Source organism: Levilactobacillus mulengensis, assembly GCF_003946045.1.
Classification (GTDB): Bacteria; Bacillota; Bacilli; order Lactobacillales; family Lactobacillaceae; genus Levilactobacillus; species Levilactobacillus mulengensis.
In genome coordinates this window covers 75,430-101,198 of sequence record NZ_RHNW01000002.1, presented here as the reverse complement: position 1 = coordinate 101,198, position 25,769 = coordinate 75,430, and the positions used below count along the sequence as shown (strand labels likewise).

20 protein-coding genes are annotated in these 25,769 nt (G+C 51.7%); 10 read left to right on the top strand and 10 right to left on the bottom strand.

All coding sequences use genetic code 11. The features are described 5' to 3' along the window. Window positions 1–91: 91 nt before the first annotated feature. Window positions 92–265, bottom strand: coding sequence for a hypothetical protein (locus EKM84_RS14115; RefSeq protein ID WP_164511281.1), 174 nt, complete (start codon window positions 263–265; stop codon window positions 92–94). 188 nt (window positions 266–453) lie between these two features. Here EKM84_RS14115 and EKM84_RS02745 point away from each other — a divergent pair, with 188 nt between their 5' ends. Beyond that, window positions 454–1,872 (top strand): MFS transporter, encoded by a 1,419-nt coding sequence (locus tag EKM84_RS02745; protein WP_125763425.1) that lies wholly within the window; start codon window positions 454–456, stop codon window positions 1,870–1,872. A gap of 64 nt (window positions 1,873–1,936) precedes the next feature. Here the strand turns inward: EKM84_RS02745 and EKM84_RS02740 are convergent, their stop codons facing one another. Continuing rightward, window positions 1,937–2,380 carry an ASCH domain-containing protein gene (locus EKM84_RS02740; RefSeq protein ID WP_125763423.1) on the bottom strand — a complete coding sequence of 148 codons (444 nt, stop codon included), beginning with the start codon at window positions 2,378–2,380 and terminating at the stop codon, window positions 1,937–1,939. A 281-nt stretch (window positions 2,381–2,661) separates the two neighbouring features. On the opposite strand from EKM84_RS02740, the gene EKM84_RS02735 reads away from it, so the two are divergent. Together EKM84_RS02735 and EKM84_RS02730 are read left to right on the top strand one after the other, a co-directional pair. Beyond that, window positions 2,662–2,970 (top strand): DMT family transporter, encoded by a 309-nt coding sequence (locus tag EKM84_RS02735; RefSeq protein ID WP_020089766.1) that lies wholly within the window; start codon window positions 2,662–2,664, stop codon window positions 2,968–2,970. A 15-nt stretch (window positions 2,971–2,985) separates the two neighbouring features. Beyond that, entirely contained in the window at window positions 2,986–3,369 is a 384-nt protein-coding gene (locus EKM84_RS02730; RefSeq protein ID WP_125763421.1) for a DMT family transporter, read from the top strand. Window positions 3,370–3,446: 77 nt separating this feature from the next. Here the strand turns inward: EKM84_RS02730 and EKM84_RS02725 are convergent, their stop codons facing one another. The 3 genes from EKM84_RS02725 to EKM84_RS02715 all read right to left on the bottom strand — a co-directional run bounded on the left by EKM84_RS02725 (window position 3,447) and on the right by EKM84_RS02715 (window position 7,019). Then, the gene (locus tag EKM84_RS02725; protein WP_125763419.1) at window positions 3,447–4,265 is read right to left on the bottom strand and encodes an SDR family NAD(P)-dependent oxidoreductase; all 819 of its coding nucleotides are present in this window, start codon (window positions 4,263–4,265) and stop codon (window positions 3,447–3,449) included. A gap of 14 nt (window positions 4,266–4,279) precedes the next feature. Then, entirely contained in the window at window positions 4,280–5,086 is an 807-nt protein-coding gene (locus tag EKM84_RS02720; RefSeq protein ID WP_125763417.1) for a quinate/shikimate dehydrogenase, read from the bottom strand. Window positions 5,087–5,786: 700 nt separating this feature from the next. Then, window positions 5,787–7,019: an MFS transporter gene (locus tag EKM84_RS02715; protein ID WP_125763415.1), complete on the bottom strand. Its 1,233-nt coding sequence runs from the start codon at window positions 7,017–7,019 to the stop codon at window positions 5,787–5,789. Window positions 7,020–7,500: 481 nt separating this feature from the next. Between EKM84_RS02715 and EKM84_RS02710 the strand changes: the two genes are divergently transcribed. Next, on the top strand, window positions 7,501–8,385 hold the full coding sequence (locus tag EKM84_RS02710; protein WP_125763413.1) for a LysR family transcriptional regulator: 885 nt from the start codon (window positions 7,501–7,503) through the stop codon (window positions 8,383–8,385). 699 nt (window positions 8,386–9,084) lie between these two features. Next, on the top strand, window positions 9,085–10,803 hold the full coding sequence (locus EKM84_RS02705; RefSeq protein WP_125763411.1) for a phosphoenolpyruvate carboxykinase: 1,719 nt from the start codon (window positions 9,085–9,087) through the stop codon (window positions 10,801–10,803). Window positions 10,804–11,207: 404 nt separating this feature from the next. Here EKM84_RS02705 and EKM84_RS02700 read toward each other — a convergent pair whose 3' ends face one another. The 5 genes from EKM84_RS02700 to EKM84_RS02680 form a co-directional block, all read right to left on the bottom strand. Continuing rightward, entirely contained in the window at window positions 11,208–11,819 is a 612-nt protein-coding gene (locus tag EKM84_RS02700; RefSeq protein ID WP_125763409.1) for an ATP-binding cassette domain-containing protein, read from the bottom strand. After that, the gene (locus EKM84_RS02695) at window positions 11,819–13,825 is read right to left on the bottom strand and encodes a hypothetical protein (protein ID WP_125763407.1); all 2,007 of its coding nucleotides are present in this window, start codon (window positions 13,823–13,825) and stop codon (window positions 11,819–11,821) included. The genes EKM84_RS02700 and EKM84_RS02695 overlap by 1 nt, the downstream gene beginning before the upstream one ends. Before the next feature lie 519 nt (window positions 13,826–14,344). Next, window positions 14,345–15,310, bottom strand: a complete 966-nt coding sequence (locus EKM84_RS02690; RefSeq protein ID WP_125763405.1) for an electron transfer flavoprotein subunit alpha/FixB family protein — start codon at window positions 15,308–15,310, stop codon at window positions 14,345–14,347. A 13-nt stretch (window positions 15,311–15,323) separates the two neighbouring features. Beyond that, window positions 15,324–16,115 (bottom strand): electron transfer flavoprotein subunit beta/FixA family protein, encoded by a 792-nt coding sequence (locus EKM84_RS02685; RefSeq protein WP_125763403.1) that lies wholly within the window; start codon window positions 16,113–16,115, stop codon window positions 15,324–15,326. 10 nt (window positions 16,116–16,125) lie between these two features. Further along, on the bottom strand, window positions 16,126–17,247 hold the full coding sequence (locus EKM84_RS02680; protein ID WP_125763401.1) for an acyl-CoA dehydrogenase family protein: 1,122 nt from the start codon (window positions 17,245–17,247) through the stop codon (window positions 16,126–16,128). Between the two features lie 254 nt (window positions 17,248–17,501). Between EKM84_RS02680 and EKM84_RS02675 the strand changes: the two genes are divergently transcribed. The 5 genes from EKM84_RS02675 (at window position 17,502) to EKM84_RS02655 (ending at window position 25,542) form a co-directional block, all read left to right on the top strand. Continuing rightward, entirely contained in the window at window positions 17,502–18,524 is a 1,023-nt protein-coding gene (locus EKM84_RS02675; protein ID WP_125763399.1) for an aldose epimerase family protein, read from the top strand. 828 nt (window positions 18,525–19,352) lie between these two features. Beyond that, window positions 19,353–21,086, top strand: coding sequence for a phospho-sugar mutase (locus EKM84_RS02670; protein ID WP_125763397.1), 1,734 nt, complete (start codon window positions 19,353–19,355; stop codon window positions 21,084–21,086). 731 nt (window positions 21,087–21,817) lie between these two features. Beyond that, window positions 21,818–22,063 (top strand): hypothetical protein, encoded by a 246-nt coding sequence (locus tag EKM84_RS02665; RefSeq protein ID WP_125763395.1) that lies wholly within the window; start codon window positions 21,818–21,820, stop codon window positions 22,061–22,063. 62 nt (window positions 22,064–22,125) lie between these two features. Further along, window positions 22,126–23,559, top strand: a complete 1,434-nt coding sequence (locus EKM84_RS02660; protein WP_125763392.1) for a glycoside-pentoside-hexuronide (GPH):cation symporter — start codon at window positions 22,126–22,128, stop codon at window positions 23,557–23,559. Between the two features lie 813 nt (window positions 23,560–24,372). After that, window positions 24,373–25,542, top strand: coding sequence for a galactokinase (locus EKM84_RS02655; protein ID WP_125763390.1), 1,170 nt, complete (start codon window positions 24,373–24,375; stop codon window positions 25,540–25,542). The last annotated feature ends 227 nt before the right edge of the window (window positions 25,543–25,769 follow it).

Genomic DNA, 25,769 nt, shown 5'->3' with positions numbered 1-25,769 from the left:
AGTTTGAGCCCGCCGCCGGGAACGGGCATATGTGAACCCGTTTTCAAAACCAAAAGAAAAACCGGACGCTGGGCGTGTCCGGTTACAGCAACTAGGCCTTCAAGCTGGTAATCTTACCAGTGTTGACCTGTTCCAAGATGCGTTTGGCTTCGGTGATTCGGGCATCGCACAAGAAGTTCATGGCGTTGTCCTTTTCATCCTTAGCCCGGTTCATTTGTTCCGTTAGAAAATCAATTTCATCGGTTAAATATGCTACTAAGTCCATTATTTGCCCTCAATTCTTTGCGTAGTCCGCAACGGGTCATCCCGTTCAATAGTCCCATTGTACCAAAAATTACCCAATAAGTAACTTCGTTCAACAAGGGTCGCGGGTTTGGTTTACAGCGCGCGGGAAAAGGACTAGGATAGAAGTCAGTTAATAATGTTTCTAAAGTAGCAAGAGGAGTGAGAGAAGTGCAGGAAAAGGCAATCGATTTACAGGGAAGAGCGTACAGCCATTTAGCATTTATCTGGACGCTGTTGGCGGGAACCTTCACCATGTCCATCAGTCAGTCGTCGCTATCCACGGCGTACCCCACGCTGATGAAATATTTCAACGTGCCGGCGTCAACGGTCCAATGGCTCACGACCGGATTCATGCTGGTGATGGTGGTCATGATGCCCGTCAGTCCGTGGCTGTTAAATAACATCCGCTTTCCGGTCTTATTTGTCAGCGTGCTGGCACTATTTGACGTCGGGACGTTCATCATTTATTTGGCGACCAGCTTTCCATTGATGATGCTGGGCCGGGTGATGGAGGCCATGGCGGTCGGCATCATGTTCCCGTCCTACCAGACGGTCATGTTGCGGATCACGCCGGAAGCCCAGCGGGGCGGTGTCATGGGCTTCGCCGGGTTGGTCATGGGGTCAGCGTTAGCGGTCGGCCCAATCATCTCCGGAATCGTGTTGCGTTACACCACCTGGCAGGGGCTGTTCGTCGTCTTCATGGTCATCATCACGATTGTGTTCCTGGTCGCGTTGAAGACTATCAAGGACGTCATGCCGCAACACAAAGCCAAGCTGGATTACTGGTCCGTGCTGAGCAGTGTCGGCTTCATTGGCATCCTATACGTCGTTAACCAAATTGGGAAGACGGCGGTCAACTGGACGGCCATGGGCGCACTGTTGGTCATCAGCTTACTGGCGGTGGCCTACTTCGTTTACCGGCAATTTCACGTCGACGCACCGCTCCTGGATTTACGCGTGCTGAAGACGTTTAATTTTGACCTGGCCGTGCTCTTGACCGGGGCGTCTTACATCGCCTTGATTGTGGTCACGATTGTCTTTCCGCTGTACTACCAAGAAGTGCTGGGCATCTCGCCATTTGCTTCGGGGATGGCGCTGGTCCCTGGGGCCGTGGTGCTGAGCCTGTTAAACCCCGTTACCGGGAAATTGGCGGATAAAATTGGCTTTAAGGCCACGATGCTGACCGGGATGAGCATGATCGTGCTGGGCTGGCTGTGGTTGACGCTGGTCGGTGGTCAACAGTCGCTGCTGGCGATGATCTTAACGGCCACCCTGATTGAAGGGGGCAACGCCTTCGTCATGATGCCCGCGGTCACCTTGGGAGCCAACTCCTTGCCTGACCAGTTGATCTCGCACGGGACGGCGGTCATTACCACCGTGCGGCAGATTCTGGGGTCGACCGGGGTTGCCGTGGCTACCTTGATTCTCGCCACCGTTACGGCCACGCATTTGAAGACGGCGGGTCACGTGGCGGCGAACCTTGCCGGCTATCACGCGGTCTTCGTCACCTTCCTGGCGGTCGCCGTGGTCGGTTGGATCTTCGCAGCTATGTTGCGTGACGGTCGTAAGACTAAGGCCGCTGCTTAATTTTTGAAATAAAAGAGGAGTCGTCCCACACATTTTCGTGTGAGGCGGCTCCATTTTTCGTGGCTTAATCCACGCGTTCAAAGACTTCGCAGAAGCAAGGAATCTGCTCATTAAAGGTGCGACCCATCTCGTGGTAGGCAGCGGTGAAGAAGGCGCGGTGTTCTCGCCGCCAGGTGGTCAGCGTCCGGTCGTCCTCGCCTTCGTGATAGGCGTGCTCTTGGGTGACTTGGTCAAAGGGCACGACCTCGGTGACCTTGGTCTGCGTGATGCAAACGGGCTGGTCGTGGGCGTCTAAGATGATGTTGTATTCGCCCACAAAGGGAAGCGGCTCGTCGGCTTCGTAGAGGTCGAGCGCCGAGGTCGTAGCGGTCTTCTGGCCAATTTTGACCAGGTGCGCCAGCAGGTCGGCGGATTCGTCGGTTGCGCCAAAGGCATAGGTATCGTGGTGAGTCGTGGTAATTTCGGGGTGGGCAGCTTTGAAGTGTTGCCAAAAAGTTTCAACGTCCATGGGATAGACCTCCTAAATTGGTATTGGGATTACTGTACGCCATCTGAGGAGGTTAGTCTAGGAGACTTTGGTTAGCGATGACGGCAAAGTGGTGGATGGCCTAGGCCAATCTTAGGGTGGCTGTTTTCAAATTTAAGCTGGCGCGGTACTTCGCTAAATGGCTAAAGATCGCTATCTGTTTGTCACAAAACTGTAATCAGCCAGGCGTATCTTTTCATTGCCTTTTGCTTAAAGTTTCTTTAGAATGGGACCACAGCGAAAATTTTAGCGAGGTGATAGATATGGCATACGTATTATTGTTCGGTGGTATTTTTATGGAAGTTGTTGGGAGCTTTTTCTTGAAGCAAGCAAACGGGTTTCGGAATTTAATCCCCTCGATCATGGTGTTGGTGGGGTACTTTAGTTCCTTGATTTTGGTGACACTCGCCATGCAAAAGCTTCCATTAGGGGTGACGTATGCCATGTGGGCAGGTCTCGGCACAGTGGCGACGGTTATTTTGGCCGTTGTGGTGTACCGGGAACGGCTCAGTCTCAGCCGGATCAGTGGCTTATTGGCCATTGTTGTTGGCGTGATTCTATTAAATAGTTAAAAGGGGGTCTGTACGATGCGGGCATGGTTACAATTGGTATTCGCAATCGGTGTCGAAATTGTCGGAACAAGCTTGTTGAAATTCTCAGATGGGTTCACTCATCGGTGGATTGGGATTGCGGGGATGTTTCTCTACGGACTAGCAATCTTTAGTTTCTCGTTAGCCTTACGGCAGCTCCCCCTCAGTGTGGGCTATGCGGTCTGGGCCGGCGTCGGTACGGCCATTACTGGCCTGATTGGCGTCTGGGCGTTTGGTGAAGTCTTGACCGGATTTAAAGTTGTGGGTTTTATTGCCATTATTATTGGCGTGGTTTTGTTAAATCAACCCGTCAAGGCGAGCAGTCCGCGGCCAGTTAATCCGTGGGTCCAACGCTTACGTTCACGGACCTCGAGTCATTAATTAAATTAAAACAGAGAAAGCACCGTTTCGTCTCCCGGTAGTGGGAAATGAAACGGTGCTTTTAGTCTAGTTAAATATTAGTGAGTCTCTGCAAAGCCGCGGCGGCCGCCGGGCTTGGGAATCTGATTCTGCATCATGACGCTGAAGCCGCCATCGATGGCGAGGCCGGCTGCGTTGATGTAACTGGAACGGTCGCTAGCCAGGAAGAGGATGGCGTTAGCGATGTCGTCGGTCGTCCCGATGCGTTTGCTAGCGGTCAACGTCTTCCGGCCCTTTTCGACTTCGGGGTCTGCATAGAAGGCCGCCGACATTGGCGTTTTGACCAGGCAGGGTTCGAGGACGTTACTGCGGATACCGAACATCCCCCATTCAGCGGCGACCTGCTTCGACAGCATGTTGACGCCGGCCTTACTGGTACTGTAAGCGCCACTATAAGTTTCGGGGATGTCGCTGGCAACCGTGGAAATGTGGACGAAGGTCCCATGTTTCTGTTCAATCATTAATTTACCAAATTCGTGGGTGACTAAGTAGTAGCCATTGAGGTTAACGTCCAACACTTGTTTCCAGGTGGCGTAGTCCAGGTCTTCCAGCGGGTCGAACTTTAAAATTCCCGCGGTATTGATGACGACGTCAACGTGGCCAAAGGTGTCCTTGACTTGGTCAACGGCGCGCTGGACGCTAGCTTCCTTGGTGACGTCACAGGTGACCGCCAGTCCAGCGATGTGGTACGTGTTGATCAGATTGGTGATCAGGTCAGCCGTTTTATCTTGATCCATATCCAGGGCGACCACCGTGGCGTGTTGCCCGGCCAACGCCTCACAGATTTTAGCGCCCATGCCACCGACGGCACCGGTGACGACGCAAACTTTCTCTTCTAAGTCTAACCATTCTGTCATGTGAATTTCCTCCTCTAAAGTGACAGGTCTTTCAGCGGCATCTCTTGCCCGGTCCACAGTTTAAAGGCTGCGGCCCCCTGATTGAGCAGCATGCCCTGACCATTGATGACGTGCGCCACGTGGGCCTGGTTAGCCACGCCCATGAGTTTCGTCACGCTGGGGGCGTAGACGGTATCAAAGACCGTCATGTCTTGATGGAACCAACCTGGGTCGTCTACCAACGTTTTGTCGATGAGCTTGCCCATCCCCAAGCCAGTGGCATCGGTGTAAACGTCGCTCTCACTGATGCTTTGCTTAAACTGGTCGCGGTCCTCTAGGGGATAGAAGGTGGCGTGGCAGTCGGTCTGTTCGTTGACGTTAAAGACGTTCAACGTTTTCAGCCCAGAAAGTGCGGCCTGAATCGCGATGGGTGTCCCGGCACCACCGACGCCCGCCAGCGTCATGGTTTGTCCGGAAAGGCTGACCCCGTTGTCCTTTAAGGCCTCCACAAAGCCAATGCCATCGGTCGTGTAACCGGTCAGCTCGCCATCATGGTTGACGACGGTGTTCACGGCGCCGACCAGTTCGGCCGTCTTGTCGAGGTGGTCCAACAGGGGAATCACGGCCTGCTTGAACGGCATGGAGACGCTGGCCCCCAGCATTTTAAAGGCACGTAACGCGTTGACCGCAGCGGGGAGCTGGTCGGGTTCAACGTCAAAGGCGAGGAAGCGCGCGTTAATTTCATCTTGGTCAAAGGCTGCGTTGTGCATGGCGGGGGACTTGGAGTGTCCAGCGGGATGCGCGATCAAGCCAACTAATTTTGTATGTCCATCAATTTCCATAAATGAGACCTCCAAATGATTTTGAGCGGGTTAAACGGTTTTTATCAGCGCCTCCGGGATGGTGAAAACTGAGCCGTGACGCTGTGGGCGAACGCCCGGAGCCAAAGAGCGGTCTCCGAGCTTACTTTGAACCGCTGAGGAGCACGTTTCAAAGATATCAGTTGTCTAAGCGGTAAACCGCTAAGACAACTCCCACGGCTGAGCTCATTTTCACCATCCCTGCGGCTAACCTTGTTTTGACTGGAACAAGTCAATTTCAATCAATGCTGGATAGTGTTTATGCGATTGGTTCCGTGTACACACAATTTACACAGTCTAAACGGCTTACATGAGTTTAAGCGCATCAATTTATTACAATTATTGTGGTAATCGTTAAGTCAATTTCACACTGAATAGATGAATCGTAAATTAAGTCTAGTTGTCAATCTGTACTATCTGGTTGATTGTTAATGTGAAACGATTAATCTTTGTCGTTGGTATCGCCTAGTCTAAGCCAACTCCGGGCAGGTGCGGAACCCTGTGTCGCTGGTGTTAGACCGGTGATTTTTCCGGCCTTACAGCAGGGGATAGGTTTAAGACTCACGGTTCTTGTGAGGCTTAAACCTAAGTTCGAAGACCGTTTCACAGGCTTCGGACGTGCCTCAGAGGGTGGGAACACCTGCCCGGAGTTGGCGGCCAGGTGACAGCCAATGACCAGCAGTTAGGTCGTTTCGGCGTTGACGTGTTTGCCGATGCCGCGGTGGATCAGGTACAGGTCAATCAGAATCCCCACGACAGCCACGCCAATGGCAACCAGGTAAGAACCATAGTAGGCCTTGGTGCCGGCGGAAGCGTTCATGGACAGCGTCGCAATTTGTGGGCCAATCAGCGCGCCAATGGCGTAACCGAAGAACATGATGCCGTAGTTTGTGCCGGAGAACTTTTGGCCGAACGTCTTACCCGTTAAGGTTGGGAAGACGACCAGCACACCGCCAAATGAGGCGCCGAGGATGATTAAGAACAGGGTAAAGACGGCAATGTTTTCGGCGTAGCGTAAGCCTGCCAAACCAATAATGGTGAGACACAGGATAATCAGTAACGTCTGGGTTTCCCCTAATTTATCAACCGCCCGACCCGTGATCATCCGACCAAAGAAGTTGGCTAAGGTGTTGACCACGACGAAGTTAGCGGCAACGATTGGTGTCAGTTGTAATTGAATCTGAGCGATAGAGGACAGGGACCCAATCAACATGATGCCGGCCGTACAAGCAATCGCAAAGAGTAAGAGTAACAGCCAGAAGTTTAAGGAACCCATCATTTCTTTAGGCGACTTCCCAGTGGTTGCGGGAGCGGGTTGGTTGTCATCGGACTTCGGCGTTTCGGGTGACGCCATTAACCAACCGACTAACCAGATCAGGGCTAAGTAGGCAATCCCAATCGGCATCAAGCCGTTGGCGCCCATGGTGTCACAGAGCCAAGCCCCGACCTTCGCTAAGACCAGCGGCCCGAGAGAAGCAGCCCCCAGCAGCAAGCCCGAGATGGTCCCACGCTTTTCGGGGAACCATTTCAGCGTGGTCAGCAGGGAAGGGTTGTAGAGCAACCCGTTCCCACTACCGGCGAGAATCCCAATGGAGAAGTACAGGAACCAGATGTTGTGGGCGAAGGCCCCTAAGAACCAGCCGAGGCCGAAGATGAAGCCACCCACGTACATGAGTTTTTTCGGTGAGGAGTGGTCGATAATCCGACCGGAGAGAATCCCAAAGGCTGCCATGAAAAATTGATAGATGGTCAGCGTCAGGGCAACCTGAGAGGCCGTGGCGCTGGTTGCTTTAACCAGTGTGTCGGCGAAAACGGAAAACGCTGCGGATGCGGAACAGCAGAAGATGATAATGAAGGCCGCGGTGAAGATGAGCCGCCGGTGGCCGGATACTTGCGTCGTGTGTGTTGCTTCCATAAAAACACCGCCTTAAATAGAATGTCGCCACATTTAGTTGTCTTTGTCAGTGCCTCCGGACTGGTGAAAATGGACCGGAACGCTGTGGGGAGGACGCCCCGAGCCTGAGAAGCGGTCTCGGGACTTGCTTTGAGCCGCCAAGAGCGCGTCTCAAAGTCACCATGACCTGAGGGGGAGCCCTCAGGTCATCCCACGGCTGAGTCCATTTTCACCAGCCCTGCGGCTGACACTGTCGCAAGCCATAATTGTGGTCGCCCGTTTAAGGTGGCGTTTTATTATGAGTTGGGGGTGTCTTTGATTTTAAAAACTGCGTGAGCCTGACGGGATTGTAAATGTGGGGATGAATGGGAATAAGTTCGAATTAGAAAACGTTTTCTACGCCCTTTATGTTAAGGTTGAAGGGGAGAAAATACCAATACCGATTGGTCGGGGATTGATAGTCAGCGACTATAGATTGTGAATCATAGAACAGGAGGCGCCTATGAATTTAAATCAGTTACGTTACTTCGAATGCGTTGGCCGGTTGGAGAACTATACGCAGGCTGCCCGGGAGTTGCACGTTAGTCAGCCGAGCTTGACAAATGCCATTCACAAGCTGGAAGGTGAATTGGACCTGACGCTCTTTGCGAAGCAGGGACGTCACATTGTGTTGACCCGCACAGGCAGCCAGCTCCTACAGGTGGTTCAAAAGAGCCTGCAAACTTTGGACGATGGGGTGGCGACTATCCAGGCAGCTACCGCCACGCGGCCCGTCACGATTCGGGTCGGCTGCATTCCCACGGTGATTGGTACCTATTTGCCGAAGGTCTTGCATCAGTTTGAACAGGCGCACACCAAGCAAATCAGCTTTGAACTCCACAGCGTGCCCACCGAGAAAATTCAGACGGGGTTGGCAGTGAAACAATATGATCTGGGCATTGCCGCCACGGACAGTCGCGAGGCAGGGGTCCTGTACCAGCCACTACTGAAGCAGGCGTTCATTGTTGTGGTGAGCCCAGACCATCCGCTGGCCGGGCGCGAGCAGTTGGAACTGAGCGACCTTGCTGGCTACGACGTGTTGACCTATACACCAGAGCTATTGATTGGGCAAAAGGTTCAGCGAACGCTCAAGCGGCAGGGGGTCATCGATCAGCTCACGGTTAAGGCGGATTACCCCGATGAAATTTCCATTGCGGGGATGGTTCAATCATCGCTAGCGGTCGGCCTGGTGGCGGATACGCTGTACTTAGAGGCCTTTAACTTGGTAAAAATTCCCGTCAACGTGCCCGAGGACTTACGGGTGATCTACGCCATGTACCGCGCGGATAATCCCCAGCACGACACGTTGCGTCAGTTGTTTCAATTATTTAAATCGGCGGCGGACTGAGAAGTCACTTCCCACGGGCCCAAATTTAGGCTAGAATTACCTATTAAGATACCTTGCTGGGACTCGCAAACTGGACCGCTTCGGCGGGGAGACTCTCCGTTTCTATGGGGACCGGTGGAAGCCGGAGAAGCGGTCTTTCACCTCGCTTTGAACTCGGGAAAATCACCCGATTTCAAAGTCGTCCCGGGCTGTAAGGCCGGAAGACCGCCGACCAACAGCCCCGACATAGAACTCCGAGTCTCCCCGCCTTCAGCTAAGGTTGGCGAATCCCAATAGTATCTGTCTGGCCATTGGAAATTTCAGAAAGTAGTCGTATATAAGTCGTGAAGTGATTATTTGTGTTAATGGATTGCCTTGGGCTGATTAGATTGGTCATGAAATAACCAAGTACCCAACCAGCTATCAAATTAACCAAGTAAGCTTAAATAGGCAACAACAAGCCAGAAAAACGGGTTAAGCCAGTGTGAGCCGTGAGGGCGACGAAAATAGACTCAGCCGTGGGATTTTCTAAGTGTTTTGCTTAGAAAATGGTGACTTTGAGACTTGTTTTTTAGGCTCAAAGCAAGCTCGAAGACCGTACCTCAGGCTTCGGGCGTCCTCCCCACCGCGTTCCAGTCTATTTTCGTCGCCCGGTAAGGCGCAATAGGGCTGGTTCAACCCATAAAGATTAGGTTACATATATTTGAAAGGGGTTTTTGCATGCTAACACCAGAACCGATTGATTTGGCAGCCTTTTATGCCAATCCAGACCGGAGCGTGGCGGTTCTCAACTATAACGCCCGCTTTATTACCAGTATTTTTGATTTAGTGAACAGCCAGGAACTGGCCAGTTTTGTTCGGCTATTCTTGGATGAACAACGGGACAAGGTGCCGTTGGATGCTGACCCAACCGCCACTTTCAACTTGGTCTCACCCGAAACGTATTTGAACACGGTCAAGGCCATTTTGACCGATCATCCGGACGCTTACAGTCAATTCAAGCCAGCCGAAATCTTGGCCAGCATTGAAGACTTGTACTCTTACTACCGGACGTACTTGCGGGTCGCCACGATGACCGTCCGTCAAAACGACGTGGTCACCAGTGAATTTATGACGATTGACCAACATTTTAACGACTTAGTTATTCGCCTTTACCGGACAATTGAAGAAAAACTTCAAGGCCACACGAACCACGTTTATCGGCAAATTAGCGCCGGGTCAAGTGCCTGCGTCCTGTTGGAACAGGTCCAGTGGCCCGAACCCGCTGGCTACGAAAAGTTAGCCGACATCCGGTTCATTAGTCGCTTAATGCTGCGGCCACCAATGATGCTTCACACCAAGAGCAACAAGCGTAAGGGCCTATTTACCGCGACCAAGGTCAACCCGCTGGAAAACTTCAAGGGGACCGAGGATGACTGGTTCTGCTACCCCGCTAAAATTGGGGAGAGCTTGGCCTACATCTACTTCCACCGTGACTATTTAGCCTCAGGGATTGCCTTAGCCAACCTGTTCCAACTGGCTGACAGCAAGGAAATTGCCGGCAAGAAGCCCGACCTGGTCCTGTTATTTGGGACGCCGGGGGTTGCCAGTGACGAACAACCTGAGAACGGTCATTACTTCTATGATGAAGCCAACGGCATCTACGTGGGGCAGGTGCCTTACAACGACCAGACCACGTACTTTGGCTACATGAAGAAGATGTGCCTGACGCTGCACAATCTGCACATGATTGCGGAAAAGAAGCTGCCAATCCACGGCTCGATGGTCAAGATTACCTTTGCCAACGGGAAAACCAAGACGGTGGTCTTCTTCGGGGACTCCGGTGCCGGCAAGTCCGAATCCATCGAAGCCCTGCAAAACGTGGCCGACGAGGAAATTGTGAACATCGAAACGATTTTCGACGACATGGGAAGCTTCACCTTGGCTGACGGGAAACTGTACGCCCAAGGGACTGAGACGGGGGCCTTTGTCCGTCTTGATGATTTGAGTAGTGAAGTGGCCTTCAACAACATGGACCGTGGGGTTTACATGAACCCTGAACAAAAGAACGCGCGGGTCATCATCCCAGCCAACACCTGGCCACGCGTCGTTGCCCACCATGAAATTGATATGTGGGTCTACGCCAACAACTACGATGACGCCATCGGGATTCACCGGTTCGAAGACCAGGAGTCTGCCAAGGCGACCTTCGTTGCCGGGAAGCGTAAGGCGCTCGGTACTACCGATGAAGTGGGGATGAGTACGACCTTCTTCGCCAACCCATTTGGCCCCGTTCAGGAACAAGCCGCCACTAAGCCAGTGATCGACGCTGTCTTTGACCGCTTGTTCACGGACGACGTCTACGTCGGTGAAATCTTCACCCACCTGGGTAATGACAAGTCCCAAGACAAGCTGAACGAGTCTGCTCGCGAACTGTTGCAGGTCTTATTGAAAATGTAACCAGTTTGTCGATAAGGTTCGTTCCCGCCGGCGGATTCAAAGCGCCCTGCTATGGGGTCGGTTCCAGCCTAAGAATCGGGCTTACACCTCGATTTTGAGCCAAAGACCGGTCTCAAAAGTCGTCCCGCGAACTAGGCTGGAAAACGACTCCAGCCAAGGTCACCGACACAGCCGGTCGCTTTGATCCGCCTCTGGTCACTGATATTGAGCTATCATGTTCACTAGGTTTGTGGTTGGAGAAAGCTCTTTACCGCAAGTCAATCTGTCATTAACGTTAACTAAAAGAACCGTACTTAAAAATCGTGTCACACCGCTAAATGGTGTGACACGATTTTTAAGTTGCAAAGGGTTAAGCGTGACTCATCCGTTGTGGTGGGTCACGCTCTTTTCGAGTGTCTACGGGGTTAGATAGCGTCTAAATGGATGATTTCATCCGCACAGTCTAGAACGGTCTGTGAGTGGGTAGCAACTATCACAATCTTACCCATTTTGGCAAAGTCAGCGAGGCTATTTAACACCAATGTTTCGTTCATCGTGTCTAATGCGCCAGTTGGTTCATCAGCTAAAATGATTGGCGGATCCTTTAGCAATAATCTCGTTAAGGCTACCCGTTGACACTCCCCACCAGATAGCGTGTAAATTTTACGAGTGAGGTAGGTAGCGTCCAAGCCGAACTGGGCCAAGGCGTTAATCAGTTGTGAGCGCGGGTAGCGTTTGGTTAGAGTTAAATTGGCTTTCACTGTCTCATCGTCAATTAATGCATAGTTTTGAAAGAGGTAGCCCAGATAGTCACGGAAGTAAATGTGGTTGGCGATGTGGGTGATGTCTTTTTCCTGAAAACTGATGGTTCCGGCATCTAAGGTGTCTAATGTTGCGATGCAGTTGAGGAGTGTTGATTTGCCAGAGCCTGAGGGCCCCGATAATGCGTAGATTTTGCCGGGGTGAAAAAGATACGTCAATTCCGTAAAAATGACATGTTGATCAAAGGCTTTAGTCGCTGCTGAAATGGTTAACATTAGCTGTCCCCCTTGAGATTAGACTTGAGATGGCTCACGCTACGCTTAGCTTTGAGGAAAAGTGTGAGGAGTGTCAGGACACCAGCTACCAGATAATAGCTTAGAACAACGCGATAATTGCTCGTGACTAACAGCGTCAGTGCAAGTTCGCCGGCAATCAATCCTATTAAAAGCGTTGCAAACTTGTAGTGGACCTTTAAGAGTGACTGACCAGCCAATAGGCGAATGGCATGGGCCTGTTGGTAGATACCTAAGTAAAGGGCACAGGTCAGAACGCATTCAAATAGGAATAAAGCAATTAGCAAGGCGAGAATGCTGGTTAACCGAAAGACCTTTTCGCGTTGTGCTTGGTAAAGTTTCCCGGCATAGCTCTTGATGTTCGTGTAGCCACCAATATTCTTGTACAGCCCCAGTGTCGTTAATTGGCGATTCAGTTGGTGATAATCGCTGAGGCTGAACGCCCCTTGTGAGAGCATGGAATTCCAAAGGCGGTCGGCATTTTCATTATCGCCGCCCAGTGATTGGGGTGAAACCACCACAATCACTGGATCGGGAACACTGGCATCATAGTAGCCTAAATCTAAGCCGTCTGGATTGTAAGTCAGCTGGTGCTGGTGGTCCTGGAGCAGGTGGGTTTGCGTTCGAACCTTTGCCGACATGTGTTGTAACCCTAGTTGATCAATGTAGGCATGAGTTAATTTTTGTTGTTGACGGGCTAGCTTTTCTGGTAGCAGGATATGGGTGGTGGGATCGTTGTTGGCAAAGTGGAGGTGCTGACCGGACTGACTCTTCACCGAATTGCGTCGCAGGTACTCGGCATTGACAATCAGGACGTTACCACCGTTATAGACATCTGAGTAATCGTTGAAGTCTAACGTAGGCCGCTCGTCAGCTGCATTGTAGCCAGCGTAGTTCGAGATAAGGCCGTGATGGTGTGCTGCCCAGGTCACCAGCTGGTAAGTTTGCTTGTCTTCGTTTGCTTGTTCCTGAGCGGTAATATTCAGGGCGAGACTCGGGGAGTAGCGGGTTGGTAGGCTGGACCAAGTGCCAACCTGCTTCTTGATAGCCTGATTTGTTAGGAGCTGTTGACCTAGTGACAGTAGCGTAAATAGGACGATTAATTCCGTGACAACTTTTACTACCAGAACAATCATCAAGGTCAATTTACTTTTGGCGTGGCCTTTGATGGTTGGCAGAATAGTTGCGGGGCGATAGGACCAGGTCCAAATTAAACCAGCAGTGAGAGACACAAGTAGTTGGGTAAGGTACAAAAGCAGGGCGAAAAAAGCGGTTAGCCAGAAAGTTCCTAGATGGTGTGTCCAGAACAGACTGATAGTCAGAAGGCCACAAACCAGCGTATAACAGGCAAGGAAGAAGCTCTGGTCGCGAACTAGGGTACGCTTGAAAATAGTCCATTTTGTTAGTCCCTGAAGTAGCTGAATGTTAGCGGCTCTTAACGCTTTAAAGTTGCGAATCACTAAAGTTAGGAATAGTAGTAGCAAGGTCAAAGCTAAGAAGATACTGCCGTCATTCTCGAAAAGAAAGTCCATAATCCGTGAAAGCCAGTTTTCCGAAGAGCGCGAAAACCCAAGTCCAAGGGACTTTAGCTCTTGTTGCATGGATTGCGGATTGATGCGGCCAAAAACGTATAGGGGGTAACGCAGGTCGCTGGTTAAAAATTCAGAACGTGAAGCGAGACTTGATTTTGGAATCTGATTTTGTGAAAATTGCTTAGCCGTCCCTAAGACGTAAAAACTCTGATGAGCGTGGTCATTCGTCGTGGGAATCCAGAAAGCCTTCACCAGATTGACCTGGTGGTGATTGGCGAAGTCTTCTAGTCGTTGATTAATCTCGTTAGGTGTAAATTTCTTAGATGTACTCGTGATGTTGTACGGTTGTTCTAGAGTTGAAAGCCCTGTGGAGCTAGCTGATTGACTGAGGCCCCAGAGTAAGAGGCCAAAACATAATGAAATGACAACTAGAATTGAATTCTTAATGATCTTCATGTAGCGCCCCCCAGGATTTACTGCTAAAGGTAGGATAGCCTTATTTCGGGAGATACACAACCCTATTAACCTTATATGGTGAGTGCTATATAATTTGATTAATAACGTGCTTGCTGATGTGCCGCGCTTAATTCAATGGAAGCCTGAAGATGGCGGACGACAATAAAAAATTATTAATAGTTCAAGCTGAAATAACTGTAAGATAAAAATCGTGCCACACCGCTAAATGGTGTGACACGATTTTTGAGTTGCAAAGAGTTAGTTATCGAAGAGCGTGCAAACAGGCTCTTCAACTAAGATTGACCAGCAATCGTAGCCGGAGGAAGTCAGGGACGGAGGCAGCTGTGTCGGTGGCGTTAGACCGAGCGTTTTTCTCGGCCTTATCCCACGGGACGACTTGGGAAACTCGCGGTTTTGGCGAGGTTTCTAAGCGAGGTGCAGGACTGCCCCTCAGTCCGGAACCGTTCCCCCCAGCAGCTGTAGTCCATGGAAGCCACAGGCGGGCTGGTGTTCAGATTTTTAGTTGAATTGGCCCAACAATGCCGTCATAAAGGCCTGGGCATCCCCAACGTAACCGTAATCAGCCACGTCAAAGATAGGGGCATTTTCGTCCGCGTTGACGGCGACGATTGTCTGGGAATCTTGCATCCCCACGAGGTATTGCACGGCACCACTAATCCCGAAGTTAATAATCAGTTCTGGGTGAATCGTGTTACCACTCTGACCGATCTGGTCGTCGTGGGTGAAGCGGTCCTGGTCCGTTAATGGCCGGGAAACGCCGATACGACCGCCGAGCTTTTCGGCGAGCTTGGTGGCACTGTCGATGGTGGCTGAACTAGCGGCGCCACGACCTAACGCTACGACGCGGCTGGCATCGCCGACCGTCGTGGCCGTATTGACTACGGGGGTAGCGGCTTTCACTTGCAGGCGGTCAACGGGGTGGAAGGTCACCGTGGCCGTGGTGACAGTTGCGTCACCGGTTGTGGGGGCTGCCACGAAGGTGTTGGGCCGGACCGTCGCCATTTGTGGCCGGTGGTCGGGACAAATAATTTCGCACATGATGTTATCGCCGTAGGATGGCTTGGTGGCAACGAGGGTCTCGTCGTCAAAGCGCAGGTCCAGGCAGTCGGCGGTCAGGCCGGTTTGGAGCTTGGCCTGTAGCCGGGGCGCAATTGAGCGGCCAGTAATCGTGGCGCCAAATAGGATCGAGTTGGGCTGGTAAGCGGTAACCAGCTGTTGCAGGGCGTCGGCGTGTTCCGCGTCGGTCGCCGTGGGGAACCGGTCGTCTCGGACAACGCGAATCTCGTCGGGCCCGTAAGCGGTGAGTTCATTTTCCAAATGGTCGTTGGTGGCTTCCAGCAAGATAGCCACGACACTAAATTGGTCGCCGGCTAATCCCTTGGCCTTGGTAATGAGTTGTTGGGTCGTGGGTTCAATGTGATCTAAGCGGCGTTCCGCGATGACCCATAGTTCTGGTTTTGACATAGCAGCTTCCTCCTTAGATTAATTGACGTTGCTTCAGCGCGGTGATCAGTTGACTGGCAGCCTCGCTCGGCGTACCGGTCAGCGGGGTGAGTTCCCGTTTAACGGGTTCTGGCGCGTAGACCTTGGTCACGATGGTGGGTGAACCGGCCTGGCCCAAACGGGAATCGTCCAGGTCGAGGTCGTCGTGATGCCAAGTGGTCAACGGCTTGTTAAAGCTCAATTGAATGTTTCGGGGCGTGGGGTAGCGCGGCGTATTCAGCTCGCTACGGACACTGACGACGGCGGGAAGTTGGGCGACCAGCGTCTGCTTGGTGTCTTCCAGCAGGCGTTCGGCCGTGACCTCGTTGGCGCCACTCAGTCGTAAGTTGGCGGCGTAGGTGATTTGGGGTTGGTGTAAGAATTCAGCGACAATCGGTCCAACCTGACCGGTATCGGCATCGACGGCTTGACGACCAAATAAAATCAGGTCGGCGTCGCCAATCTTCTTCACGGCCTGTGCCAAGACGTAGCCGGTTGCCAGAGTGTCAGCGCCAGCAAAGGCGCGGTCGGACAGGAGGACCCCTTCATCGGCGCCCATGGCCATGCCTTCACGCAGGGATTCGGCGTAGTCGTCGGGGCCCATGGTGAGGAGGACGACTTGAACATCGTCGCGACTGTCCTTTAAGTTTAGGGCGAGTTCAATCGCGTTCTTATCAAATGGATTCATGACGCCGGCCAATCCACGCCGGTCCAGGTTATGGGTGACGGGGTCGATGGTCACGTCGTTGGTTTCTGGGACTTGTTTGAGACAAACCACAATTTTCATGGGGAACCTCCTATTTAGTAAATTCAGCTTTGGCAATGGCGGAACGCATCTTCTCGACGGTCCCTTCGGCAATTTCCATGGCCCGGGCGTCGCGGATCAGGTGTTCCACGGGGTATTCACGACTGTAGCCGTAACCCGCTAAGATTTGCAGGGCGTCGTCACCGGCGCTCACGGCGGCCCGGGAACCGTGGGCCTTGGCCATCGCGGCTTCCTCGCTATACGGTTGGCCCGCAGCCTTTAATTGCGCGGCCCGTTGGTACAGGAGCTTCGTGGTTTCCTTACGCATCGCCATGTCCGCAACTTTGCGGTGGGTGACTTGCAGGTCGGTCAGCGGTGTGTTGCCGGCCTTCCGTTCCTTGGCGTAGTCGGTGGAAATCTTCAATTCGTGTTCCATGATGCCGGTCAGCACGGCGCCCATCAGGATCCGGGCGTCATCGTGGGCAGAGTCACCGATCACGCCACCGTCGCCGAGCTTGCCCAGCAGGTGGTCGTTGTCGACAACGATGTGGTCCATGACGATTTCACCGACTGGGGTGCCGCGCAGGCCGATGAAGTCCTCGCGCTTCCCAAATGAAAAGCCGGGCATGTCCTGGTCGACCACGAAGACGGATAATTCATCCGGCGCGGTTTTGACCAGCACGCAGTAGACCTGGGCCAGGCCACCGTTGGTAATCATGATTTTATCGCCGTTGATGACCCAGTGATCACCTTCACGAGTGGCCGTGGAACTGATACCCATGGGGTTCGATCCCCCGGAGGCTTCGGTCATGGAAAAGGCGAAGATGCGGTCGTTAGCGGTGGGGAGTAGTGCCTGTTGTAAGGCGGGCGTCCCGTATTTTAGGATTTGGTCAATCGTTTTGAAATGGCCTTCAAGGGTGACAGCCGTGCTGGCGTTCCCCCGGGCAATGTGGTTCAGCACCGTGGCCGTAACCTCGGGGCCGAAGCCGGCACCACCGAATTCTTGGGGGAGCATGATGCCTAAGAAACCGGTCTTGGTGAGCTTATCGACGAAGCCTTTTGGGAAGTCCTGAGCAGCGTCCATGGACATGTCGTAGGGACTAATTTCCCGTTGGGTGTAGTCGTCGACCATTTGTAGTAACAGTTTCGCAGCGGCAGCAGTTGTAGCTGGCATAAATATTTCCTCCTTATCAAGCACAAATTGTGTAGTTCTGAACGATTGAGGCCAGTATAGCGAATAATCATTTGATAAGTCCAGTGAAAGTCTGCGATTATTGAATATTCGTCATTCCTAATAGGAATAAAACAGATTCCTGAATTACGTGGCCGTTAGTAAAAGTTCTAGAAAAATTTAGTAAATAAATTGGTACTTACCGCCCGGTTAGAGTACAATGAAAACGGATTCTTTTATGGAGGTGCCAATTTATTATGAAGATTACGAAGAGCTCAGCTGGAACATTGCATGAACAAGCTGTTACGAAATACTTACTCACGAACCAACAGGGGACCCGCGTGGCCATCCTGACTTGGGGCGCGACCTTACAGGAATTTAGCGTGGTCGAAGACGGCCAGAAGCACGACCTGATTGTGAACCTGCCCGACTTAAAGGGTTACGATCACAACCCGTACTACTTATGCCAAGCTTTAGGCCGGGTCGCCGGTCGTATCGCCGGGGCCCAATTTGACCTCGATGGCAAGACGGTCCACCTCGACCAAAATGAAAAGCCTAACGCTAGTCACGGTGGTCCCCACGGCTTTACCTTTGCCAACTGGGACGCCACGACGACGGAAACGGCCGACACGGCCAGTGTTGTGCTGACCCACACGTCCACGGAAGCCGACGACAAGTACCCCGGCACCATGAACACGACCATTACCTACACGTTGACGGAAGAAAACCGCCTGGACATCACCTTTGATGCCAAGAGTGACGCCGCCACGTTGTTCAACCCAACGGTTCACACCTACTTTAACGTGACCGATGATCAACACAGCTTGGACGATCAATGGTTGAAGTTGAGTGGGGACAAGCGCCTGGTCTTAAATGGTGAAAAGATTCCAACCGGTGAAATGAGCAAAACGGCTGGGACCGGCTACGACTTCAGTAAGCCCCGGACCATCAAGGATGGCTTGGATCAATTACACCAAACGGGCCAAGTCGAATACGACGATGCCTTTGTCGTTGAACCTAGCAAGGACACACCAATTGCCACGGTCGGTGACGCTGCTGGCCATCGTGAGGTCGAAGTTTACTCCGACCGGAACGCCTTGGTTGTCTTCACGGCTAACCCAACCGATGCTAAACGCGCCGATGCCCGGGACTACAATGCCTTGGCGATGGAAGCGCAGACTTTGCCGGATGCGATTCACCATGACGGCTTCGGCGACGTCATCCTGCCAGCCAACCAACCTGTCACCCACTTCATCAGCTACCAATACACGCGTAAGTAACGGTTGCGGTAAGCTTGTCCGCCTGCGGTGAACAGGTGACTCCTGCCTGTGGGGCGACCCCGGAAGCCGAAGTGCGGTCTTCCGGGGCGCTTGGAGCCTCACCTAGACCGTGAGTCTCCAAGGCGTCCCAGGTTCTAAGGCCAAGGAAGCCGCTCGACCTAAGAACCTCGACACAGGCATCCGCACCTGTTCACCTCCGGCTAAAGTTAGCGCAAGTTACTGACGCTGGTATTCGTAGGATTCGTTGGTGGCAGTGGTGTGGCTACATTCTTGTTGGGTGTAGTTGTAACTGTCCGATTAACTTTTTGCGTTAGTCAGGACATGATTACGTCGGATAATTGCGTTTGATGATATATTTGGAGAGTAATTCCTACTGGTGAAAGCTAGGGGATGATTGCGGTTGTTATTGCGGTCATCCGTTAGGTGAAGCCAGTTTAAATACCATGGACTAATTAGCCCATGCATGAATAGAAATAGACACATTGCTGCGGGTTAAACACGTGTCAGCCGCAGGGATGGTGAAAATGGCCTGGCTTGGTGGGTGTTAGTGACCAGAGGCGGGGCAAAATGCACAGCTGTGTCGATGGTCTTAACTGAGTGGTTTTCTCAGTTTAGTCCATGGGACGACCTTTGAGACCGTTCTGTGGCTCAAAGTCGAGGTGGAAGCCAGCTTCTCAGGCTGGAACCGACCCCACAGCAGGGCGTTTTGAGCCCGCCGCCGGGAACGGACAGCGACCGTCACGGCCCAGTTTTCACCATCCCGGAGGCCATGACAACGACAAAGTTTAACCCAAGTGCAAGGTATAAAACATAAGGAGAGATTTGAACATGAGTTGGCAAGATAATTATCAAGTTTGGCAACAACAGCAAACGATGATCCCTTACATTAAGCATGAACTGGACGCCATCGCCACTGATGGCGCCGCTAAGAAAGCCGCATTCACGGCACCCATGAGCTTTGGGACCGCTGGGATGCGGGGCGTGATGGGACCCGGTATCGGGCAGATGAACGTTTACACGGTTCGTCAAGCTACCGAAGGGGTCGCCCGTTACCTGGACACCCTGGATGACGCCACCAAGCAACGCGGGGTCGCCATCAGTTTTGATTCCCGGTACCACTCCCGTGAGTTTGCCCACGAGGCCGCTCACGTCTTGGGTGCGCACCACATTCCTAGCTTCGTTTTCGATGATATGCGGCCCACGCCCGAACTGTCCTTTGCGGTGCGGCATTTAAACACGGCCATGGGCATCATGATCACGGCCAGCCACAACCCGAAGCAATACAACGGGTTTAAGATCTACGGCCCAGACGGTGGGCAAATGCCACCCAAGGCCTCTGACATGATCACCGATTTCGTGCGCTCCGCCAAGGATGTCTTTGCGATTGCCGTGGCCGACGAACAAGAACTGCGGGCCGCTAAGACCTTACAGATCATCGGTGAAAACGTCGACCAACCTTACCTGAAGAACGTCGAGAGCGTCACCATCAACGCTGATCTGGTCCACTCAGTGGGGAAGACCATGAAGCTGATCTACACGCCACTCCACGGGACTGGTAAAGTGATTGGCGAGCGGGCCTTGCGTGGTGCTGGTTTTGAAAACTTTACCATGGTGCCCGAACAAGCCATTGCCGACCCTGAATTTCCAACCGTCCCATTTCCAAATCCTGAGTTCGCCCAGGCCTTTGACATGGCGATTGCCCTCGGGAAAAAGGAAGGCGCCGACCTGTTAGTTGCCACCGACCCCGATGCCGACCGGTTAGGGGCCGCCGTGCGCCAACCAGACGGGGAATACCAACTGTTATCCGGGAACCAGATTGCGTCGATTTTGTTGGCTTACATTTTAAAAGCCCGCAAAGCAGCGGGTCAGTTGCCAGCTAACAGTCGCGTCGTGAAGTCCATCGTTTCCACCGAATTGGCCACCAAGATTGCGGCCGCTTACGGCGTTGAAATGAAGAACGTGCTGACCGGCTTTAAGTTTATCGCCGAACAGATTCACGAATACGAAACGACCCATGAACATACCTTCCTGTTTGGCTTCGAGGAAAGTTACGGCTACCTGATCAAGCCATTCGTTCGGGACAAGGACGCCATCCAATCGACGGTCCTCTTGGCCGAAGTCGCTGCCGACTACAAGCAGCGGGGGATGACTCTTTACGACGGCATCGAAGAACTCTACGCGACCTACGGCTACTTTGCTGAAAAGACCACGTTTGAGGAATTCCCTGGCGTCGATGGGGCTGACCAAATGGCCCACTTGATGAGTGAGTTCCGTGAAAATGCACCGAAGTCCTTTGCCGACAGTACGATTGACACGGTGGAAGACTTCTCGACGAGCACCAAGACCGAAGCCGATGGCACGACCAGCACGATTGATCTGCCACAGTCTAACGTCTTGAAGTACTGGTTGAGCGACGGCACCTGGATCTGCATCCGGCCTTCAGGGACCGAACCTAAGGTCAAGTTCTACGTCGGGACCAGTGACACGACCGATGCCGCTGCACAAAAGCGGTTGGCTGGGTACGAGTCCGCTCTAAAGCAATACGTCGATTCCGTTAAATAGCGGATTCGATTCCGTTCCCGGCGGCGGGCTCAAGTTGGCCTGCTATGGGGCCGGTTTCAGACTGAGGGGCGGTCTTCCACCTCAACTTTGAGCCTGAGGGTCGGTCTCAAAGGTTGTCCCGTGGGCTAGGCTGAGTAAGAACCTCAGCCAAGGCCACCGACACAGCTGGCCAACTTGGCCCGCCTCTGGTCACTCACACGGATCAGCTCTTTAACTTCTCCGTGTCGGAGTATTTAACTCAATAACTTTGTCCATGAACAGTCTGTGACTGGTCCTTCTGTGAGGGGGCCGGCGCGGGCTGTTTTTCTTTGGGGGAAGTTATTGGTCGTGGCTAGTAACTCGGTTGGTGCTGGGGAAGTGGGGGATGATGGTTGGAACGATTGCGGTGAGGAAAGGACAACCGGTTGTTGCCGACATTTTCGTGGCCGTCTGTTCATTTTCACAAACTTTCAGAACGGTCGATTGGCCGTTTTCGTGAAAAACGAGGGATTTATGATATTTACTACGTGCTTTACTAAATTTTTTATCAAGAAAAAGCAACCGGTTGCAATCGCTTACAATTGCATGATTCACCAATAGTTAGTATATTTTTACACAATGAAAGTGGTTGCATTTATCCGGACATGTCCTTAGAATAATGATTGTAAAGCGCTTACATTTTACTTAAACCGTCAGCGCCGGTTTTACCAGATTTAGCTAAACTTTATTTTAGAAAACAGAGGTGTTTCAAAATGGCTAAGAAGGATGACAAGATTACGTTGAACCCAGCAGAGTTCGCTGCTGCGGTATTGGGCGGGAACGCACAACATCCAGATGAAGAAAACAAGTTGTACATCAAACGGCAACTGACCCTTTACCTGGAAGCAACGTTATTGGCCCAAGACTTTAACCGGCTGGAAGAATCCCAGTTCGATATGGCGAAGGCCCAACAACGGGAAGAAGTTCTTTCCAAAATCATCGAACACCGGTACCACTAAGACTAAGTGGTCGCCGTTAATTGTCTGCAACATTTCTCCCGTTGAAAGGTGTGAAACAGAAAATGATTAAGCAATATGTCTCATATGCTTTGGGGGCGTTCGGTCACGATGCCTTCTACGCAACCCTAAATACTTATTTTGCCATTTTTGTTACCAGTGCTCTGTTCGTCGGCAAGGGTTCCGCTGCTGAAGCCGGAATCGTTACCTCGATGGTTGTTATTATTCGTTTAATTGAAATTGCTTTTGACCCCATGATTGGTGGGATGGTTGATAATACCAATACCAAAATGGGTAAGTTTAAACCTTGGCTGCTTGCCGGGGCCATCGTCAGTTCCGCTGGGTTGATCCTGATGTTCTCTAGCCTGTTTGGGTTAGCGGACTCCAACTCATCCATGTACTTCATGCTCTTTGGGATTGTCTTCGTCATCATGGATATCTTCTATTCATTCAAAGACATTTCCTTCTGGTCCATGTTACCTGCTTTGAGTGTTGATACCAAGGTTCGTAACAAGTTCGGGACGGTTGGCCGTTTCGGTTCTACCTTGGGTTCTCAAGGGGTTATCATTGTGGTTACCCCATTGGTTATCTATTTCTCACAAAAATTCTCAGGGACACACGGTAGTACCCAAACCCGTGCCGGTTGGTTAGGATTTGCGATTGTTATCGGGTTAGTTTCACTGTTAGGTGCCTTGGCAACCTTCTTTGGGACTAAGGAAACTACCAGCTTGATTCGGGAAAACACTGAACGGACACGGTTCCGCGACGTCTTCAAGGTTATTGGTGAAAATGACCAATTGATGTGGTTAGGTTTCTCATACCTGTTGTTTGCCTTAAGTTACGTGGTTACCAACTCACTGTTGATCTACTACTTCCGTTACGTTATCGGGAATGCCGCTGCTTACAGTGTTATCGGGATTGTCACCGCTATTCTGGGGATTCTCTCCGTGCCACTGTTCCCAATCATCGTTTCCAAGATTACGCGTAAGGGTGTTTACATCGGCGGTATCTGCATGATGCTGGTTGGTTACATTCTGTTTAACCTTGCCGGTAGCAGTGCCATCATGATGTACATTGCCGACGCCATCTTCTTCTTCCCATACCCAATGATCTTCTTAGCTGCCTTGATGACTATCACCGATAGTGTGGAATACGGGCAATGGAAGAACGGCACGCGGAACGAATCCGTTACCTTGTCTGTTCGTCCTTTGATCGATAAATTAGCTGGGGCCTTCTCAACGGGGATCGTTGTGCTGGCCGCTGTACATGCCGGCATGACCGGTAACGCTAAGCCTAGCGACATTACCGCTCACGGGATGTTCATCTTCCACTCCTTCATCTTCTACATGCCAATGATCTTGCTGGTTGTGGCTGCCCTGATTTACCAATTCAAGGTCACCTTGTCAGAAAAGAAGCATGCTGAAATCGTTAAGGAACTGGAATCTAAACTAGAAACTGAAAAAGTTGAAGAAGAAGCCGAAGAAAAGGCTGAAAACTAAGACTAAATGTGAGTCCTGGGGGATTAATCTCCTAGGGCTTTTCTTTTAGCCAGTGTGCGTGGGGGGAGGGAGGTTGCTGGGCGTTCCCGCCTGCGGTCGTTAGGGCCGCTTCACCTGGTGGGGCCCGTCTCAAGCCTGAGAAGCGGTCTGTCCAGGCGGTTAGGAGCCAGACAAAGAACGTCAGTCTCCCAACATGTCCCGTGTTCTAGAACCAAGAAAGGTGCTCGTTTCAAGAACACTGACACAGAATTCGCTATCAGCTACCTCCGGCTCCCACTTAGATTGTCTGGGATTGTTAAATGGCATCGGCGATTGGTTTAGCTGATTCTGTTTGATGACTGATATTGATACCAGTAATATTAGTGCATGGATTACGTGTCTCTAGAATCAAAGTGATCAATGAATAGTGAAGTAATCTTGTTGCCACGTACAGCAATGGTAGCTGCAGGGCCAGTGAAAATAAACCAGTTGTGTCAGTGACCAGAGGTGAGCCAAGGTGCCCAGCTGTGTCGATGGTCTTAGTAGAGTGGTTTTCTCTACTTAGAGCATGGGGCAAACTTTGAGACCGCCCTTTGGCTCAAAGTTGAGGTGGAAGCCCGAACCTCAGGCTGGAACCGACCCCACAGCAGGGCACCTTGAGCTCACCGCCGGGAACGGCGGCGACCACGTTCATTTTGACCGCCCGGTAAGGCGACATGGAGAACTACGTATCAATAAAGAAAGCGCTTCATAAAATCGTTGACATTAGCAGTAAAAGCGACTATGATAATTACAGTAAAGTTTTACTAAAAATTTATTAAGGAGTTAATAGCCATGGATTTCGCCAGCTTAGCAACTGAATACCAAGAAAAATTTGATGTCGCACCACAACGGGTGTTCTTCTCCCCCGGCCGAATCAACTTAATCGGTGAATACACCGACTTCAACGGTGGGCACGTCTTCCCAGCTGCCATCAGCATGGGAACCTACGCCGCTTACTCAGCCCGTGATGACAAGCAATTCCGCGTTTACTCGGCCAATGTGCCAGACGCTGGGATGTTAACGTTCTCACTGGACGATCTTGCCTTTAACAAGGCTGACAACTGGGCCAACTACCTGAAGGGTATGCTGTTCGAGCTGGCTAAGCAAAACTTAACCATCGACCATGGCTTTGACCTCTTTGTTCACGGGAACTTACCAGATGCTTCCGGCTTGTCTTCATCCGCATCAATGGAAATGTTGATGGGCGAGATTCTTCACGCCGCTTATGGCATGAAGTTAGACGAAGTTGAAATGGTTAAGGTTGGCCAACAAGTTGAAAATGATTACTTCGGTTTGAACACCGGGATCATGGACCAATTTGCTATCGGCATGGGTAAGAAGGACCAAGCCATTCTCTTGGACACCAACACCATGGACTACGAATACGCACCACTTGCCTTGGGTGATAACGTGGTTGTCATCATGAACACCAAGAAGCGCCGTGAGTTAACGGACTCCAAGTACAACGAACGCCGTGCCCAATGTGAAGAAGCGCTGCGTCGTTTGCAAACGAAGCTCGACATCAAGACGTTGGGTGACTTGACCGAAGATGAATTCGACCAAAACGCTTACCTGATCAACGATGAAACCTTGATCAAGCGGGCCCGTCACGCCGTCTTTGAAAACCAACGGACGTTGAAGGCCTTCAAGGCATTGCAAGACAACGACTTGGAAAGCTTCGGCCACTTGGTCAACGCCTCTCACATTTCCTTGCACTACGACTTTGCCGTAACCGGTAAGGAACTCGACACGTTAGTTGAAACGGCTTGGAAGCAACCAGGCGTCTTAGGTGCCCGGATGACCGGTGCCGGCTTCGGTGGCTGTGCCATTGCCATCGTCAAGAAGGCCAACGTCAAGGACTTCGAAGAAAAGGTCGGTAAGGTCTACGAAGACACCATCGGCCACAAGGCAGAATTCTACGTCGCAGAAATTGCAGACGGCCCTAAGGAATTAGAAAAGTAGGAAATAAGAGTGATACGAAGGGCGGTTAGCAAGCTGCCCGGTAGTGCCACGTTTCGGCAACGAGGCAGGGAAGGCCAAACTAGAAATAGTTGCGGCTACCAACCGCCAAGGAACCGAAACAGCTTAACACCCAAAACAAACAAGTTTAAAATAAACACATGTCACCAAAACTTTATGGTTAACGACGAGGCAACCGCAACGGCTGACCAAGACAGGCAATGGAAAGA

Bases quoted from the DNA above. Each gene is read 5' to 3' on its own strand.
- EKM84_RS02705 (WP_125763411.1), top strand. From the start codon at position 9,085: ATGCTAACACCAGAACCGATTGATTTGGCAGCCTTTTATGCCAATCCA.
- EKM84_RS02715 (WP_125763415.1), bottom strand. From the start codon at position 7,019: ATGGAAGCAACACACACGACGCAAGTATCCGGCCACCGGCGGCTCATC.
- EKM84_RS02690 (WP_125763405.1), bottom strand. From the start codon at position 15,310: ATGTCAAAACCAGAACTATGGGTCATCGCGGAACGCCGCTTAGATCAC.
- EKM84_RS02675 (WP_125763399.1), top strand. From the start codon at position 17,502: ATGAAGATTACGAAGAGCTCAGCTGGAACATTGCATGAACAAGCTGTT.
- EKM84_RS02660 (WP_125763392.1), top strand. From the start codon at position 22,126: ATGATTAAGCAATATGTCTCATATGCTTTGGGGGCGTTCGGTCACGAT.
- EKM84_RS02670 (WP_125763397.1), top strand. From the start codon at position 19,353: ATGAGTTGGCAAGATAATTATCAAGTTTGGCAACAACAGCAAACGATG.
- EKM84_RS02730 (WP_125763421.1), top strand. From the start codon at position 2,986: ATGCGGGCATGGTTACAATTGGTATTCGCAATCGGTGTCGAAATTGTC.
- EKM84_RS02680 (WP_125763401.1), bottom strand. From the start codon at position 17,247: ATGCCAGCTACAACTGCTGCCGCTGCGAAACTGTTACTACAAATGGTC.
- EKM84_RS14115 (WP_164511281.1), bottom strand. From the start codon at position 265: ATGGACTTAGTAGCATATTTAACCGATGAAATTGATTTTCTAACGGAA.
- EKM84_RS02710 (WP_125763413.1), top strand. From the start codon at position 7,501: ATGAATTTAAATCAGTTACGTTACTTCGAATGCGTTGGCCGGTTGGAG.
- EKM84_RS02665 (WP_125763395.1), top strand. From the start codon at position 21,818: ATGGCTAAGAAGGATGACAAGATTACGTTGAACCCAGCAGAGTTCGCT.
- EKM84_RS02695 (WP_125763407.1), bottom strand. From the start codon at position 13,825: ATGAAGATCATTAAGAATTCAATTCTAGTTGTCATTTCATTATGTTTT.
- EKM84_RS02720 (WP_125763417.1), bottom strand. From the start codon at position 5,086: ATGGAAATTGATGGACATACAAAATTAGTTGGCTTGATCGCGCATCCC.
- EKM84_RS02685 (WP_125763403.1), bottom strand. From the start codon at position 16,115: ATGAAAATTGTGGTTTGTCTCAAACAAGTCCCAGAAACCAACGACGTG.
- EKM84_RS02725 (WP_125763419.1), bottom strand. From the start codon at position 4,265: ATGACAGAATGGTTAGACTTAGAAGAGAAAGTTTGCGTCGTCACCGGT.
- EKM84_RS02740 (WP_125763423.1), bottom strand. From the start codon at position 2,380: ATGGACGTTGAAACTTTTTGGCAACACTTCAAAGCTGCCCACCCCGAA.
- EKM84_RS02655 (WP_125763390.1), top strand. From the start codon at position 24,373: ATGGATTTCGCCAGCTTAGCAACTGAATACCAAGAAAAATTTGATGTC.
- EKM84_RS02700 (WP_125763409.1), bottom strand. From the start codon at position 11,819: ATGTTAACCATTTCAGCAGCGACTAAAGCCTTTGATCAACATGTCATT.
- EKM84_RS02735 (WP_020089766.1), top strand. From the start codon at position 2,662: ATGGCATACGTATTATTGTTCGGTGGTATTTTTATGGAAGTTGTTGGG.